General features: G+C 49.2%; 15 protein-coding genes. 12 read left to right on the forward strand and 3 right to left on the reverse strand.

Features of this window, described 5'->3' with window-relative positions; genetic code table 11:
* Positions 1-12: 12 nt before the first annotated feature.
* The 7 genes from BM021_RS04445 to BM021_RS04475 all read left to right on the forward strand — a co-directional run bounded on the left by BM021_RS04445 (position 13) and on the right by BM021_RS04475 (position 5,656).
* Positions 13-267: an acyl carrier protein gene (locus BM021_RS04445; protein WP_090719293.1), complete on the forward strand. Its 255-nt coding sequence runs from the start codon at positions 13-15 to the stop codon at positions 265-267.
* Between the two features lie 170 nt (positions 268-437).
* The gene (locus BM021_RS04450) at positions 438-1,046 is read left to right on the forward strand and encodes a hypothetical protein (RefSeq protein ID WP_143074291.1); all 609 of its coding nucleotides are present in this window, start codon (positions 438-440) and stop codon (positions 1,044-1,046) included.
* A gap of 180 nt (positions 1,047-1,226) precedes the next feature.
* The gene (locus BM021_RS04455; protein WP_090719298.1) at positions 1,227-1,445 is read left to right on the forward strand and encodes a hypothetical protein; all 219 of its coding nucleotides are present in this window, start codon (positions 1,227-1,229) and stop codon (positions 1,443-1,445) included.
* Between the two features lie 193 nt (positions 1,446-1,638).
* The gene (locus tag BM021_RS04460; RefSeq protein ID WP_090719300.1) at positions 1,639-2,301 is read left to right on the forward strand and encodes a hypothetical protein; all 663 of its coding nucleotides are present in this window, start codon (positions 1,639-1,641) and stop codon (positions 2,299-2,301) included.
* Positions 2,302-2,311: 10 nt separating this feature from the next.
* The gene (locus BM021_RS04465) at positions 2,312-2,596 is read left to right on the forward strand and encodes a hypothetical protein (protein WP_090719302.1); all 285 of its coding nucleotides are present in this window, start codon (positions 2,312-2,314) and stop codon (positions 2,594-2,596) included.
* 301 nt (positions 2,597-2,897) lie between these two features.
* Positions 2,898-3,617: a type 1 glutamine amidotransferase domain-containing protein gene (locus tag BM021_RS04470; protein WP_090719304.1), complete on the forward strand. Its 720-nt coding sequence runs from the start codon at positions 2,898-2,900 to the stop codon at positions 3,615-3,617.
* A gap of 281 nt (positions 3,618-3,898) precedes the next feature.
* On the forward strand, positions 3,899-5,656 hold the full coding sequence (locus BM021_RS04475; RefSeq protein WP_090719306.1) for a hypothetical protein: 1,758 nt from the start codon (positions 3,899-3,901) through the stop codon (positions 5,654-5,656).
* An 83-nt stretch (positions 5,657-5,739) separates the two neighbouring features.
* Here BM021_RS04475 and arfB read toward each other — a convergent pair whose 3' ends face one another.
* Both arfB and BM021_RS15440 read right to left on the reverse strand, forming a co-directional pair.
* Positions 5,740-6,156 carry an alternative ribosome rescue aminoacyl-tRNA hydrolase ArfB gene (gene arfB / locus BM021_RS04480; RefSeq protein ID WP_090719308.1) on the reverse strand — a complete coding sequence of 139 codons (417 nt, stop codon included), beginning with the start codon at positions 6,154-6,156 and terminating at the stop codon, positions 5,740-5,742.
* Positions 6,157-6,170: 14 nt separating this feature from the next.
* The gene (locus BM021_RS15440; protein ID WP_177186297.1) at positions 6,171-6,347 is read right to left on the reverse strand and encodes a hypothetical protein; all 177 of its coding nucleotides are present in this window, start codon (positions 6,345-6,347) and stop codon (positions 6,171-6,173) included.
* Between the two features lie 108 nt (positions 6,348-6,455).
* Here BM021_RS15440 and BM021_RS04485 point away from each other — a divergent pair, with 108 nt between their 5' ends.
* From BM021_RS04485 to BM021_RS04505, 5 genes are all read left to right on the forward strand, one after another.
* Positions 6,456-7,640 (forward strand): alpha/beta fold hydrolase, encoded by a 1,185-nt coding sequence (locus tag BM021_RS04485; protein WP_256207767.1) that lies wholly within the window; start codon positions 6,456-6,458, stop codon positions 7,638-7,640.
* A gap of 166 nt (positions 7,641-7,806) precedes the next feature.
* Positions 7,807-8,145 carry a cupin domain-containing protein gene (locus BM021_RS04490; protein ID WP_090719312.1) on the forward strand — a complete coding sequence of 113 codons (339 nt, stop codon included), beginning with the start codon at positions 7,807-7,809 and terminating at the stop codon, positions 8,143-8,145.
* A 37-nt stretch (positions 8,146-8,182) separates the two neighbouring features.
* Positions 8,183-8,536 carry an arsenate reductase family protein gene (locus BM021_RS04495; protein ID WP_090719314.1) on the forward strand — a complete coding sequence of 118 codons (354 nt, stop codon included), beginning with the start codon at positions 8,183-8,185 and terminating at the stop codon, positions 8,534-8,536.
* Between the two features lie 203 nt (positions 8,537-8,739).
* Entirely contained in the window at positions 8,740-11,214 is a 2,475-nt protein-coding gene (locus BM021_RS04500) for a 3-hydroxyacyl-CoA dehydrogenase/enoyl-CoA hydratase family protein (RefSeq protein ID WP_371116120.1), read from the forward strand.
* 59 nt (positions 11,215-11,273) lie between these two features.
* A complete protein-coding gene (locus BM021_RS04505) occupies positions 11,274-12,473 on the forward strand; it encodes an acetyl-CoA C-acyltransferase (RefSeq protein ID WP_090719317.1) in 1,200 nt (399 codons plus the stop codon).
* A gap of 193 nt (positions 12,474-12,666) precedes the next feature.
* Here BM021_RS04505 and BM021_RS04510 read toward each other — a convergent pair whose 3' ends face one another.
* On the reverse strand, positions 12,667-15,156 hold the full coding sequence (locus BM021_RS04510; protein WP_090719320.1) for a hypothetical protein: 2,490 nt from the start codon (positions 15,154-15,156) through the stop codon (positions 12,667-12,669).
* Positions 15,157-15,222 lie beyond the last annotated feature (66 nt).

Below are 15,222 nucleotides of genomic sequence, written 5' to 3' on the forward strand. Positions count from 1 at the left end.
ACAAAATCAGACATGGACACAGCAGAACTCGAAGCAAAAGTGATAGCGTTTATCGCCTCAAAAGTTGAGAATGCGGATGCTTCCAAGATAACTACCGCCTCCCAGTTTGAAGAACTCGGACTCGATTCCCTGGATACTGTTCAACTTCTATTTGATGCGGAAGAAACCTTTGGTGTCCGCTTTGACGGCGATGAAGTCAAGAATCTTCGCAGCGTGGGGGATATTGTTGACTATATCAGCCAGCATCCGCCGGCGAGTTCGTCGTAGAATTGTAAATTACATTATTTTAGAAGCTTAATTGTAGTTGGGCTGAGGGTAAGTAGCGAGCTATGCAAATGACAAGATGACGTGAGCATGATTATAGGGTAACAGCATGGGTGGTTTCGGCCCGAAGGTGAATGTATTCCTTAGAGACCAACGATAAGGGAAATATAAAAATGTCTGATCTTTTTATTTCAATTGGGGAGTTGCTGTTTAAACTCGTAACTACTGGATTTGCAGGATTTCGGGAGAATCGCAAAAGTTTCTTTGAGACGCATTTGGAGCCGATACATGTGCAAATGAGTTCGATTCATAAAGATTACACAGATGCGTTCAAGGAAATTGAGAGTCGTCTAAGAAACAACACGCGGCCAACCCAAGAGCTTTTAGAGTTTCTTAAAGAGCGTCGGCGCGACTATGAATCGGAACGTACATTAGCTCGAAACCTTGCTAATGAATTGCAAAAGATCAGAAACCGTGGCCTTAGTGACGACAATTGGAGTGTCGTTGAAGAGTACTGTAAGACTATCGTCAATTACTTCAATGTGGGCAACAATATGGACGGAGTCAGTGGCTTTTCGTGGTTCACAGACTTTCTTTACATCGTTGAGAGAAACTGCAGAAATGAGCGCAGGCAAGACATCTGGTGGACGACTAGCATTGGCGGCTGCGATCCGCACCAGGAACTTCTAGAGGCAGTTCAGGCAGTACGAACTGATGGACTTCCGAAGGCGTATGAGTCAATGGCTAAACAGTATGCGATCGTGCGGGCCCGCTTACTTTAGTTTCTGTTGGTGGTGATCCTATCAGGTTTGTATGCATCAGAAATTCGTTAGTAGGCCTTATCCTCGCTGGAGAGAAGGAAGTCATATCGATTAATCCGATGGTAATGGGTTACTGATTTTACCGCACTTTCTTCATCAGAACTCATCAAAGCGCGAGCTTGAGTGCTGCTGGTTCACGGCATGAATAAATATGTCGAGCTTTATGACAAGCGGCCCATTATTTTGCGCTGCAGTTTATTTTTCCGGGTTTCGTTTTTTATAATCATGGTCTTTCCAATCCGTATTGCAACAAACGGACCTGGCGTTGGGGCTATGGTGCAGACAGAGGTCAGCGACGCTTTCCTGGATACCGTCCAATTTCTGTTTGATGCAGAAAAAATCTTTGGTTATCAGTTCTGAGGGAAACGACGAGAGTCTCCGCAGAATGGGCGATATTATTGATGATATCAGGCAAGCATCCCCATCGGTTTTATCGTGAAATCAGTATGCTAAGCAGATCAGGAATATTTCATCCTGAAAATTCTTGATGTAATATAGAACGACATTCCGAAAGTCCAATTCTAGCTAGAATCTCTAACCAGAGGAGGTCGTTATGCGAAATAAAATTCTATCGTTCCTATTGGCGGCGATATTGACTTTAGGCGGGTGTGCATTCATTCCCCCGGAAGCACCAGAACTTTCAGCCCAGCTTGGTGCCCGCATATCGGCTCTTGAGTCGGCTCACATTCGACTGCTACAAGAATTTTTCCTGGAGAAAAGACGAAGAATCGATGACTTCATCCAGCAAACGTGGGTTCCCGTGTTTGCTCAGGAATTTTTTGGCGATGCACGGGTTGATGAAGTATGGCAGCAGGTAGTGCGATCCCGGGATCCCAAGGAGCGCTTGAAGTTCATCACGCTGGTTGGTCCAAAATTACAGGAAAAAATTAATCAAAAGCGCATCGAGCTCATTCAGCCGCTCGACGAACTAGAAACAACCCTAAAAAACAAGCTCAAGTTCGAATATGATCAAGTCCGAGCGATCAATAACACGCTTACGGCTTTCCTTCAGTCGGCTTCCAAAGTCGAAGAAAACAGAAAGCGCTACCTCGACATGATCAGAATCACCGACAAAGAGGTAGACAAATTTGTCAACGAAACAGATCAAGCAGTCTCAGAATTAGTGGACGCCTCACGAAATATTGAAGACCGGATAAAGAATGCGGAAAAATACCGCGAGAAAATCAAAGAGATTCTCGACAAACTTCGCAAATAAAGGAGTGATCATGGCAATAGACTGGGACAAATTTCAAGGTGAACTGGATAAACTGATTGATGAAGCAGGCGACAAAACCGATGAGAAGCTGGCAGGAAAAATTTCAACCATCACCCACCTGACGGACGAGGAGGTTAAGAGACTATTTCCTGACCCTGCGGATGTAAAAAAACTTGCCGAGTTGATGGAAATTGTCAAACGGGAAGGTGATCGAAACAACAAAATCAACCAAATTGTTACCAATGCGGAAGAATTTGGAGGAATCATTCTTACCCTGATGAGCAAGTTTGTGTAATGGGAACTGCAGGTTTTTTTCAATGGAATGATTAAAACAGAAGTTAACTCAAGAACTCGGATTGAGGCTTAACGTTTAGCTTTTTTATCTGATACTGAAGAACTTTCTTTGAAGTCATCCGCCGGTAGTTCGTCATGAAACCCGGTACTGATTAAGATTCGGTTGGTTAGAAGTCACACAGATTAGAGATATACCTACCTGATACAGTAAGCAGGGTTTATATTTATGAATCTAATGGATGCTAGCCCGCAAGCGAAGGCTGGATGTGGACTATACTCTACTCCAACGAAAAGGAGTTCCTATGGCTAGGACAAACAGAATTCTGATCATCGTCACTAATGCTGACGAGTACGAGAAGGTTGGCTTTAGAACGGGGTTGTGGTTAGGCGAGCTGACCCATTTTTACGATGTCGCTGAAGAGGCTGGGTATCAGATGGATATCGCAAGTCCCTCAGGTGGTAAAATTCCTCTCGACCCGGAGAGCCTGATCATTTCAGAAGTAAGCCACACAGTTGGCATGGGAGGCTCCGTATCTCAGCGGTATGAGAATAGGGCCTACATGAACCTGCTGCAAAACACGCCAAAAGTATCGGAATCGAATGTCGCCGCTTACGATGCCATTTACATGACAGGCGGTCATGGCGTCATGTTCGACTTTCCTAAGAGCGCCGCGCTAGCGAAGTTGACGGTTAAATTCTACGAATCCAACAAAATCATTGCCGCTGTGTGCCACGGCCCTGCAGGCTTACTGGAAGTGAAGCTTGGCAACGGCGATTCTTTGATTAACGGTAAAGCTATCACGGGCTTTTCGTGGAGGGAAGAAGAATTGGCAAAACGGGACCATGCGGTTCCATTCAACCTTGAGGCGGAACTGCAAAAGCGCGGCGCTAAGTACAGCAAAGCATTGTTGCCCTTTGGCTCGCATGTTGTGGAGGATGGTCTTCTGATTACCGGTCAAAATCCCCTCAGCGCTCATGATGTCGGAAAAGCGGTTGTCAAAAAACTGCAAGAGGCACCATAATTCAAAGAAAGACGCCAGGTTGCTCAGGCTGACGGACACGGTTTAATTCTCGTTTAGGATGAGGCCGGAATGCAAGGAGGGTGCTGTGAAATCACAATCTCGGTATTTGATTTTAGCTGTAAAAGTTTAATTTGATCGATGGTTAATTGAAAGGTCAAATTTTGCATAATGATGTATTGCAGTCTAACCGCTGGCTCAAGTCCAGGCTTGGAATGCTGTGTTTTCACCAACGCTGCAGTAAGTGGAGTCGAGGCTGTTTTTTGTGTTTGCCAACTCAGCCTATGAGCTATCTCCTCGCATGCTTGCTGGCATGGGCCAGTATTTCGGTGGCGTTGGCCGAGGATTATTCATGCGAAGAAACTGACGAGACGCATATCTGGATCTCACCCCTCAATCCCAAAGCCGATGAGCAGGTCAAGATTATGGCTGTGTCCACAGACGGTCCTGTATCGGGATTGTCCCTGATCGACAGCCAAGATCAGCGCATACCCCTGCAATCCCGCCGCCGGGGTGGCCCGCCTTGGAGTCTTGTCGCCGCATTGGAAAAGCTCAACAAGGGGCATTATCGCGTGGTGGCAGATCGGAATGGCAAGCTTGCCGCATGCCAGCTACTCACCATCGGCGGATCAGATGCACAAGAAACACCCAAAGTATGGGGCCTTGCCACAGAAGCCTTTTATTCCGCCTGGATCGAAGCGTTGTTTGGTGCGCCGCCTGAGGAGAGTCTAAGCTTCTCCTCCTTGGAGCCGATATTGCGCAATGCCGAGCGTAACTTCCTGCACAACCATCTCGGTCTCAACGAAGACAAAAATCTGCCGCTAACCCCCGATTGTGCTGACCTACCTTACACCTTGCGGGCTTATTTTGCCTGGAAGGTTGGTCTACCATTCGCCTTCCGCGCCTGCGGGCGTGGCTCGACCAAGGCACCGCCGCATTGTGGTGTAGCCACCATCGTTACCGAATTTACCCAAGGCATCAGCTCGCAGGCCAGCTTCAGGAAATTCAGCAGACAGTTGGTAAATACCGTCCATTCAGGCTCAGCGCGAACCGGGCTTGAGGACGAGTCCACGGATTTGTATCCCATTTCGTTCAGTCGGGAGACGCTGTGGCCGGGAACGGTCTATGCTGATCCCTACGGCCATATTCTGGTACTGGTCGAATGGGTGCCGCAGACGGCGGATCATCCTGGCGTATTGCTGGCTGTCGATGCCCAGCCGGACAACTCGGTCGCCCGTAAGCGGGTGTGGGAAGGCACGATGCTGTTCGCCAATACTGAAAACGCCGGGCCAGGCTTTAAGGCTTTCCGGCCGGTGATGCGCATGGTCTCGGGCAAATGGCGGATACTCACCAATGACGAGCTAATTGACCAACCTGACTTCGCTGCCTTTTCCTTGGAACAAGACCAACTCTCTCCTGACAATTTCTATGCCAAACTGGTCAAGCTTATCAATCCTCAAGGACTTGATCCCAGGCAAGCTTATGAAGCTACCTTGAATGCCTTGGTGGAACAAATCGAGACCCGTGTGACCTCGGTGGACAATGGTGAAGCGTATTTCCGCAAGAGCCCTCGCAGTGTCATTCCGATGCCTGGCGGTGCGGCAATTTTTGAGACCGTCGGTCCTTGGGAGGATTACTCCACGCCTTCCCGGGACATGCGTCTCATCATCGCCATCAATGTTCTAAATAGCTTACCCGAGAAGATCATGCGCTACCCCGAATTGTTCCTGATGAACGGCAAGCACCCTGAAGAGGCCAAGGCCGAGATCGAACAGCATCACGCCAAGCGCATTCATGAACGCAGTATTCACTATGTGCGCACGGATGGTAGTCCTTGGGAGCTTTCTGTGGCCGAGGTGCTGGCACGTAGACCGGCCTATGAAATGGCTTATAATCCCAACGATTGCGTCGAAATACGCTGGGGCGCAAAGCCGGATACGGAGGAGTATTCCACCTGCCGACGCCGCGCGCCCGCGGAACAGCGCGCGAAAATGGAGCAATACCGGATTTGGTTTCGTGAAGCGCGAAGACCGGCACGATGAAGGCTCTCCGCCTCTCTATAAAACCTGCTGGAATTTACCACTTGCAGCTCCAGGATTATTATCACCCCAGCTTCAAGCCATTATTATTCCTCTTCAATCTTGCCGCGTAACGACTTTCTCCGACTTTGAATCGCTTTACTTTCCAAACGCTTTGCCTCAGAAGCTTTTGTTGGCGCGGTAGGCTTCCGCTGTTTCCTCTGGACAGTAACGCTTTTGATCATCTCTTGTAGCCGACTGAGCGCATCTTCTTTGTTCTTACTCTGACTACGATACCGCTGAGCCTTGATGATAATAACGCCCTCACTAGAGATTCGGCTATCCTTTAAATTCAAGAGTCTTTCCTTATAGATTTCTGGTAGTGAGGAAGCTTTGATATCGAATCGCAAATGAACTGCAGTCGACACTTTGTTTACATTCTGGCCACCTGAACCCTGTGAGCGTACAGCTTGTATTTCGATCTCAGTCAAGGGTATTGCTATACTGTTGGATATTCTCAACATGATTGGTCGCTCAATTATCGCTTGATTATATTTATTAAGAACAGATTATTTAAGGAAACGCTGATTAATTGATTGCACGGGCGAATCGCTTCGTTGCGCGGTACTCGCTCCTCGTCTATCTGATTGATATGTCTCGGTTGCTGCGTTCCGTGCGCCTCGCGCTTCATCACGTTCGCCGAATTAATCAGCATTTCCTTAATTCATGTTCAGAAAGATACTGTGTTGATTCCTGCTTTATTTGGACCAATGGTGCTATTGGGCTAATGACTTAAATGATAATACACCACAAGCAGAATCTTATGGCTTTAACAGGCCTGCTCCTGATGCTGACAATGCTGTCCGGCTGTGTGCATCAGCAATTTACTAGTGAACCTTATCCACGTTGGGGAGAAGAAAGCGGTATCACGCAATCTGGCGACAATAGGTCACTGATTCTGCGGGTACTTTTTCCGCCGGAGTCTGCCAAAGCGCGAGCCTGTGTGCTGCTGGTTCACGGCATGAATGAACATATCGGACGTTATGGTGAGGTGGCTCGTTATTTTGCCCGGCGGTTTATCGTTGCGGGTTTCGATTTATACGCGCATGGTCTTTCCAATCCAGTTCTGCAACAAGCAGATCAGGCAATGGTCAGCGGTGCGGGTAAGCAGGATGTCAGTGATGCTTATTTGGCGCAAGCATTATTGCGTGATCTGGAGCTGCTGCGCTGGGATCTGGATCAAGCACTCAAAAAGACTATAACACTCTGTGATGCACAAGGCGGTATAGAGCGGCCTGTGTTTATTATTTCGCACAGCCTGGGCGCTTTGGTCGCCGCTTCTTATCTGGTGCAGCGCCGGAATGAGGATGACCCGACCCGACGAGTGCAGGGTGTCGTTTTTCTGGCCCCGGCTTTTGCGGTCAGCGAACCACCCGGCTGGCGCGGCTGGCTGGCAAATCCGTTAATTAAGCTGTCTTTCCATGCCGAAACACATTTTCTGTATCCCCAAAATGAGCCTTTGCCGCTGTTAATATCTAATCAGTTGCTATCGTTGGTGACCGTGCCTCTGCTGGATGGCCTATTCGAAGTGTTTTCCTGGCCGGGTTTGCGAAATTTTCTGACACCTACCGTGCCGGATTGGGTGATGGATTATCTGACCAATAGTGAAGAGGAAAAGGCGCGGCTGCGTGCCGATGGCTGGATTGTCCGCCGCAGCCTGTTGCGCTACGTAAAAGGCATTGAACAAGAAATTGTTCACTTTCGTCGCCAGATGGATGAATTCACAATACCGTACTATCTGGTTTATTCGGAATATGACCCGATTACACCATCCTGGGGTGGCAAGGACTTTGCTCGTGCCACTTTGATGCATGCTGCTGATAACGAAGTTCTGGTGCTGCCAAATCTGCCTTATCATCAGCATCTGTTTCTAAAAGAACCTGCGCGTACCGAGTTGCTGAAAAATGTTGAACAATGGATGAATCGGCGGCTTCGCTCATTGGAATAATGCTTATAAAGTATATAAATCAGAAAAATCGTGCTTTTGCAAGAGCCTGTCCTCTTATCATGGTATGTTTAGAATATGCCGTGACTGTTGGTATCGGTTACCGGGTTCACTTATACTTGAATTTTAATCAACAAGCGTAGCTTAAACAGGACATAAGGAAATAGCGATGATGAAAGCAACGATAGCTGATCTGATGAGACAAATACCGGGCAAGGCTAGTGCGGAATGGCCAATGGGTGAGCCCTTTGTGCAGGCTTTTACGCATGGCTCCATGTCGGTGGAAGTATATGCGCCCAAAGAAACCGATATACAAACACCGCATGATCAAGATGAGCTGTATTTCATCCATTCCGGTCACGGCGAGTTAGTCATAGCTGGTGAACGCCATCCATTCGAGCCAGGCATGGTATTTTTTGTTGCAGCTAATATTGAGCATCGTTTTGAAAATTTTTCAGCAGATTTTTCTACCTGGGTAGTGTTCTGGGGACCTAAGGGCGGGGAATAAAGATATGAGATGTTTCTCGAATACAAAGATATGAGATATGCTTAAGTTTTATGGCTATAAACAGTGCAGCACCTGCCGCAAGGCAGAACAATTTTTACAGCGAGCCGGAATTGGCTACGAATTTGTTGATATCACCGAAAATCCGCCAGCCGCGGAAGAACTCGCTGCCATTATTGAGCGTGCTGATGTGCCACTGAACAAACTCTTCAATACCACCGGTATACAATACCGCGAATTAAGAATCAAGGAACGATTGCCTGCGCTCTCGCAGCGGGAAGTGCTTGCTTTGCTGGCGAGCAACGGCCGGTTGATAAAAAGGCCATTGATTACCGATGGGAAGCGAGCGACAGTGGGTTTTAATGCAGAACAGTTTGCTGCTGTCTGGCGTTGATACTGCTGCTAGCTGTTGTAGGGGTGTGAAACGCTTTAGCGATATTCATAGTCCCTGTAACGAACAAGCTTGCGCTTTCGCGCTCATGCTTGTACTCTTTTCGACCATGAACAGGTCTATTCGATAATCGAATCAAGCAGGAGGCGAAATTGGGTGATAAAAGATTTTTAGTGCGCAAGGTGGCGGTACTGGGAGCTGGTGTGATGGGGGCGCAGATTGCGGCGCACCTGGTGAATGCCAATATCGAAACATTACTGTTTGAATTGCCAGCTGATGCGGACAATCCCAATGCCAATGTAATCAAAGCCGTCGAGAAACTCAAAAAACAGGAGCCTGCGCCGCTGTCGGTCAAAGCCAAAGCCACCTGCATCCAAGCGGGGAATTACGATCAGAATCTTGAATTACTGAAAGATTGCGATCTGGTCATTGAAGCGATCGCCGAACGTATGGACTGGAAGCGCGATCTGTACGTAAAAGTCGCACCCTATCTGGGCGAGCATACCATTTTCGCCAGCAATACTTCCGGATTATCGATCAATCAATTAGCCGAGGCTTTTCCGGAAGCATTGCGCCACCGCTTTTGCGGTATCCATTTTTTCAATCCGCCACGCTATATGCATCTGGTCGAGCTGATTCCCTGCCAGGTCAGCGATGCAGCCATGCTTGATCATTTGGAAGAATTCTTGGTGACCTATCTGGGCAAGGGCGTGATTCGTGCCAAAGATACGCCGAATTTCATTGCCAATCGCATTGGCGTGTTCTCTTTGCTGGCCACCATGCATCACGGCAAAGAATTCAATTTTGGTTTTGATCTGGTCGATGCGCTCACCGGTACTCTGATAGGTCGCCCAAAAAGCGCCACATTTCGCACTGCCGATGTGGTGGGCCTGGATACCCTGGCGCATGTCATCAATACCATGCGCGATACCTTGCCAGATGATCCCTGGCATCCTTATTTTGCTGTGCCGGATTGGCTGCAAGGCCTGATTCAGGCAGGCGCGCTGGGGGAGAAAGTCAAACGCGGGGTGTATCAGAAAATCAAGAATGAAATCCATGTATTTGACCTGGCAAAACAGGCGTACCGGCCGTCTGCCGCGGAAGCGGACGAGGATCTGAAGCGTTTGCTGAAATACAGCAGCCCGGCTGAGAAGTTTGCCGCGTTACGCAATAGCCAGCAGCCGCAGATGCAGTTTTTATGGGCAATTTTCCGCGATCTGTTTCATTATTGTGCCGTGCAGCTGCCAGCGATCGCAGATAGTGCGCGTGATCTGGATCTGGCTGTGCGTTGGGGGTTTGGCTGGAATCAGGGACCTTTTGAGATCTGGCAGGCAGCTGGCTGGAAACAGATTGCAACATGGATTCAGGAGGATATCGCAGCCGGTAAAAGTATGAGTCAGACACCGTTGCCACAATGGGTGATGACCATTGTCGCAAGTGGTACGCAAGGTGTGCATGCACCACAAGGTTCCTTTGCGCCGGCATCAGGAAAAATACAGTTACGCTCAAAACTTCCGGTGTATCAGCGCCAGCTGTTTCCTGATCGGTTAATCAGCGAAGAAGCGATCTACGGCGAAACCGTTTTTGAGACAGACGCTGTAAGGATGTGGCATACCGGTGATCGAATCGCCATTCTCAGCTTCAAAAGCAAAATGCACACCGTCGATATCGAAGTGTTGGCGGGTGTGCAGCGAGCGATCAAGGAAGCCGAACAGAACTGGCGTGCCTTGGTGATCTGGCAAACCGAGCCACCGTTCTCAGCCGGAGCTAATTTGCAGAAAGCCACTGAACGCCCTAAATCGGATGCAAAGCCAAGCAGCGCACCGCCTCCTCCACCGGCACCGCCATCGGCATTTCAGTCATTGATAAAGAAATTCAAGAAGTCGGCGCAGGCCACAGTGCTCCAAGTGGCACGCGAGCTTGATCTGGCTGATGTATTGATGGCCAAGAAGCTGGCGGAAGTTAACAACATGATCAAACAGTTCCAACAGACTTCGCAGGCACTGCGCTATTCGATGATTCCAACCGTTGCCGCTGTGGATGGGCTGGCATTGGGCGGTGGATGTGAATTTGTCATGCACTGTGATCGTGCCGTGGCGACATTGGAAAGCTATATTGGCCTGGTGGAAACAGGTGTTGGATTGTTGCCAGCAGGTGGCGGATGCAAGGAATTTGCGCTAAGAGCTGCGCAGAATGCCAAAGATGGCGATCCTTTTCCACAATTGAAATATTATTTCCAGACGGTGGCGATGGCGGAACTGGCAAAAAGCGCTGATCAGGCAAAAGAACTCGGTTATCTGCGTCTCGCCGATACTGTGGTAATGCATCGCTTTGAACTGCTATATGTCGCCAAAGCGCAGGCACTGGCGCTGGCGGAAACCGGTTACCGTCCGCCCTTAAGACCTCGGGAGATCCCGGTGGCCGGCAATACCGGCATTGCAACGATCCAGAGCCAGCTTGTTAACTTGCGTGAGGGAAACTTTATTTCCGAGCATGATCATCTGATTGGCGGCAAGGTGGCGCATGTGATGTGCGGTGGCGATTTAACGCCTGGGAGCCTGGTGGATGAAGACTGGTTCCTGGAACTGGAACGCGCCGCCTTTATGGAATTGCTGGCGACTGAAAAGACACAGGCGCGTATTGAACATACGCTAAAAACCGGCAAACCATTGAGAAACTGATGTGCGAACTGTGATTCACTTTTAAAGTATTCCAAGATAGACGATTCACGGAGAAACCAATGACTAAGCAAACTCAAGAAGCCTATATCGTAGCGGCTGCCCGCACACCAGTTGGTAAAGCCCCACGCGGCATGTTCAGAAACGTGCGTCCCGATGACATGCTGGTGCATGTGTTGCAGACGGTAATGAAACAGTGTGAAGGACTCGACCCGGCAGCCGTCGAGGATGTGATCGTAGGTTGCGCGATGCCTGAGGCGGAGCAGGGTATTAATGTCGCACGTGTGGCGCTGCTATTGGCAGGGTTGCCCGATCATGTCGCTGGCATGACGATTAACCGTTTCTGCTCATCTGGTCTGCAATCGGTTGCGCTTGCAGCCGACCGTATCCGGTTGGGAGAGGCGGATGTAATGATTGCAGGTGGCACTGAAAGCATGAGCATGATACCGATGATGGGTAATAAGGTTGCCATCAATCCGGCCATGTTCGAGCATGAGGAAAATGTCGCCATTGCTTATGGCATGGGTATAACCGCTGAAAAGGTGGCGGAACAATGGAAAGTATCCCGTGAAGATCAGGATGAATTTGCCTTGACCAGTCACCTGCGTGCCTTAAAAGCTATTGAAACCGGAGAGTTCAAGGATGAAATTGCTCCCTATCAAGTAGATGAGAAACGCCCGGATCTCGCTACCCATCAAGTGCATGAAGAGATTGTTATCAAAGGTACTGACGAAGGGCCGCGCGCGGATACGAATCTCGAGGCGCTGGCTAAATTGAAGCCGGTTTTTGCCGCCCAAGGTTCGGTAACCGCAGGCAATAGCTCGCAGATGTCCGATGGTGCGGGCGCGGTGGTACTGATGAGTGAAGCGGCAATGCGAAGTTTTAATTTATCTCCAATCGGTCGCTTTATTGGATTTTCAGTTGTCGGCGTGCCTCCTGAGATCATGGGCGTAGGACCTATTAAAGCCATTCCCAAAGTGCTGGCGCAAACCGGCATCAAGCAGGATGACCTGGACTGGATTGAACTGAACGAAGCGTTTGCTGCGCAGAGTCTCGCCGTGATTCGTGAGCTGGGATTGGATCGCAATAAAGTGAATCCCTTGGGAGGTGCGATTGCACTGGGCCATCCGTTGGGAGCAACCGGTTCCATTCGTGTGGCAACCCTACTGCACGGATTGCGGCGCCATCAGCAGAAATATGGCATGGTGACCATGTGCATTGGGACCGGCATGGGCGCAGCTGGTATATTTGAAGCGCTTTAGACAGAGATAGACTGGCATAATCTGCTTATGCCAGTGGCTACTAAGCACTAAATCTAGGAGAAGAATTACACAAGAGAATGGACAGAATCAGTAATACCGGTATTCATATTTCCAATTTTCAGCGTTGAATATTTGCCCATGCAATAAACGGGATAGCTTGATTTCACTATGGCTCTACTTGGCTTTGCGCATTTTAAGAACGAGGCGTGCGCTTCGGTCTCGGGGAAGTGAATAAACCCTCACTAATGTTTATTTTGGCTGCAGTATGCTCAGTGGGCTGAGACAGGATCGTAGCGGTATTTACGGACACGAACTTGGCAGCAAGTGCCTCTGCACTGACCGCGATATCTTCCAACCCCATGACGAAGACTGGTTTTTCTCGCTCCTCGATTTTGACTTCTTCTCTTCCTGTTTCTTCTGATATGTTGCCAGCGAGTGCCGGAGGATACGGAGGGTTAACGGTTTCTTCCAGGTTTTCGAAACCTGCAAAGAAAAATTCTTTCTCCTCCTCCTTGCCGTCTTCTTTTTTACCTTCACCTTCTGGGATAGTACTGGGAGGGATAGGTACAGGAGGGATGGGCATAGCGCCAGGAATTATTGGACAACACGGAGAGTAGCGGGTAACGGTTTGTTTGTACAGTTTTTCCGTGTACTCGATTCCCAGTCCGCTGATGGTGACATCCCATTTAATAATGAAGTCCTGTTGAATCTGTCTGCCGGGTTGGGATCGCTCTTTCGGAGGCTCAGGAGCTTTAGGCCGGATTGGTGGTTCGCCTTGTGCTTTCTTATTCCAATTATTCCAATCCTCTAAAAACTTCTCCGCGGCTTTTTTGTATTCTTTTAACTTGCGCTGATAATCCAATTCTTCTTCGGCGACACAGGAGTTATTTGCTTTTGCTGGCGCTGTTATGACATCCACCTCTAATGTCAGGGAAACCGTGCCGAGAGTGGGAATGGGAATGCCTGCGCTTTTCGGCCCGTAGAGCTTGGGTGCCTGCTGCTCGATTTGGATCGAATCGAAATTCTCACAGTTACCGATACAGGTGAAGTTTGTCACTAATTCAGGGTTGATTGCGTCAACAATATCTTTTATCTGCTGTTTTGTTATTCGTATTTTTCCAACTAATGGAACTTCTGGAATTATTGGGTTGATGTTCTCGTCTATAAATTTAAAAGCCATATCGACAAGCCCCTGCTTGGTGAAGCCAAACGTGGCATCTTCTTCCAACTCACCAAACATCATGATCTTCTCGTCTGGGCTAACCTTTGTCTCTTCGTCAGAACCATTCATTCTCAATAACAAGGTTTGCGCCATTTGCCCCAATGCGGGAAGATTAAAGGCGAGCAAGGATAGGTTGGAAAAATTGATGTCGCGAAGTCCCGGTGTCATGTGCGCTAAGCCAGTCATATCAAACGCCAGGTCGGGCAGATAAAACGCATTAACATCCCTGTCCGGAGTCGGCATTTCCGGCCAGGACACTGAACCTACCGGCACCAGCATCTCAATCGGCGGAGCGGAAACCTGCGGCTGCTCGAGCGAGGTTTCATTGATTCCGAAAGGGCTTGGAGATTCTTCCAGAGTGGGAAGGCTCATTATTTCCACGTCCGGCATTTCTTCTTGCACGACTGCTGTGAATTCGGCAGGAAGTAGCGTACCCCTCAGGAGTGGGTAGCGAAGTCCCTGTGTCGAATGGGCAACCCCGCCCAGCTCAAACAGTACATCGCTCAAATAAAAGGGTGTCCGGGTCTCCTGCTCCACATCACAACCCTCAGTGCAGCTCACGTAGCCAGCTGCCACAATAGTCAGATATTCGAGTACCGTGAAGACGTGATTTTGGGTGTACGGCCAGGGTTGGCGGAAGTCGGTTCGAGCTATGAAAAGGATGGCGTTTCCATCACTTTTTCCGGAAGGGTAATGATCGTGCCACGGCCGAGGTATTAAGTTCTTATCTTTGACCTGGTTGGTTTTCCTGAATTTGTTGACGCACTTCGTGCTGTATGGAATGACGAGATCCGGAGGCACTCCCGGTTCTCCGATTCTCTCGAAAACCGTATCGAGAACCTTTACCCCCTTTTTTCGGGGACCGACGACCCGCCTCAAGCCGTGGGCCAGTTCGTGCGCCAGCATCAAGGGACTTGCTCGATCGTATCGATTCAACCCGATGAGCGGTTCTGTTTGGTGATTGGCGCTGGCATGCACTCTGGTGCCCGCAGGGTGGAGGGGGACCCACCACTCGTCCAGAAATAGCACAATGAGTTTCTTTGGCTGCGCAGTGGCAATGACACTATAGATGTCCATTACTGTTTCTTGGACTTTGACGTATGTCTCCTGGAGTGCTCCCTTTCCCTTTGGGATCTGGATGGTCCGAGACTCATAGAGCTTAAGGAGGGTCTCGAGCTCCTTCTTTTTCTTTTCGAACTCCCTCGTTCTCTCCTCAAACTTCTTCTCTTTCTCGCCGGGCTTGCGCAGCGGGGGATCGAGCGCAAATTCCTTGAATGTCAGTTCGATGCAATACTTCCTGAACCATGTCTTTGCGTCTGTGATTTGCTGACTCGCTTCGGCCTCAGTCCATTCTATCGGTAGACGAAACCAGATCACCTCTGCAGAGCATTTGCACTCCACCTCGAAGTTTTTGATATCCCGGTCGTTCTCGATGGTGTCGTCTATGAAGGGTGGTCTCATGTTGTGCGTTTCCCGCCTTATTTATCCGCTGCTGTGCTTTGATCCGGATCGAAGATGGCTATTTCT

It is taken from the genome of Nitrosomonas sp. Nm166 (assembly GCF_900112825.1).
Classification (GTDB): domain Bacteria; phylum Pseudomonadota; class Gammaproteobacteria; order Burkholderiales; family Nitrosomonadaceae; genus Nitrosomonas.

What these genes read in the sequence shown, in the direction of transcription:
- BM021_RS04445 (WP_090719293.1), top strand. Translation starts at nt 13, where the DNA reads ATGGACACAGCAGAACTCGAAGCAAAAGTGATAGCGTTTATCGCCTCA.
- BM021_RS04450 (WP_143074291.1), top strand. Translation starts at nt 438, where the DNA reads ATGTCTGATCTTTTTATTTCAATTGGGGAGTTGCTGTTTAAACTCGTA.
- BM021_RS04455 (WP_090719298.1), top strand. Translation starts at nt 1,227, where the DNA reads ATGAATAAATATGTCGAGCTTTATGACAAGCGGCCCATTATTTTGCGC.
- BM021_RS04460 (WP_090719300.1), top strand. Translation starts at nt 1,639, where the DNA reads ATGCGAAATAAAATTCTATCGTTCCTATTGGCGGCGATATTGACTTTA.
- BM021_RS04465 (WP_090719302.1), top strand. Translation starts at nt 2,312, where the DNA reads ATGGCAATAGACTGGGACAAATTTCAAGGTGAACTGGATAAACTGATT.
- BM021_RS04470 (WP_090719304.1), top strand. Translation starts at nt 2,898, where the DNA reads ATGGCTAGGACAAACAGAATTCTGATCATCGTCACTAATGCTGACGAG.
- BM021_RS04475 (WP_090719306.1), top strand. Translation starts at nt 3,899, where the DNA reads ATGAGCTATCTCCTCGCATGCTTGCTGGCATGGGCCAGTATTTCGGTG.
- arfB (WP_090719308.1), bottom strand. Translation starts at nt 6,156, where the DNA reads ATGTTGAGAATATCCAACAGTATAGCAATACCCTTGACTGAGATCGAA.
- BM021_RS15440 (WP_177186297.1), bottom strand. Translation starts at nt 6,347, where the DNA reads ATGCTGATTAATTCGGCGAACGTGATGAAGCGCGAGGCGCACGGAACG.
- BM021_RS04485 (WP_256207767.1), top strand. Translation starts at nt 6,456, where the DNA reads ATGGCTTTAACAGGCCTGCTCCTGATGCTGACAATGCTGTCCGGCTGT.
- BM021_RS04490 (WP_090719312.1), top strand. Translation starts at nt 7,807, where the DNA reads ATGATGAAAGCAACGATAGCTGATCTGATGAGACAAATACCGGGCAAG.
- BM021_RS04495 (WP_090719314.1), top strand. Translation starts at nt 8,183, where the DNA reads ATGCTTAAGTTTTATGGCTATAAACAGTGCAGCACCTGCCGCAAGGCA.
- BM021_RS04500 (WP_371116120.1), top strand. Translation starts at nt 8,740, where the DNA reads ATGGGGGCGCAGATTGCGGCGCACCTGGTGAATGCCAATATCGAAACA.
- BM021_RS04505 (WP_090719317.1), top strand. Translation starts at nt 11,274, where the DNA reads ATGACTAAGCAAACTCAAGAAGCCTATATCGTAGCGGCTGCCCGCACA.
- BM021_RS04510 (WP_090719320.1), bottom strand. Translation starts at nt 15,156, where the DNA reads ATGAGACCACCCTTCATAGACGACACCATCGAGAACGACCGGGATATC.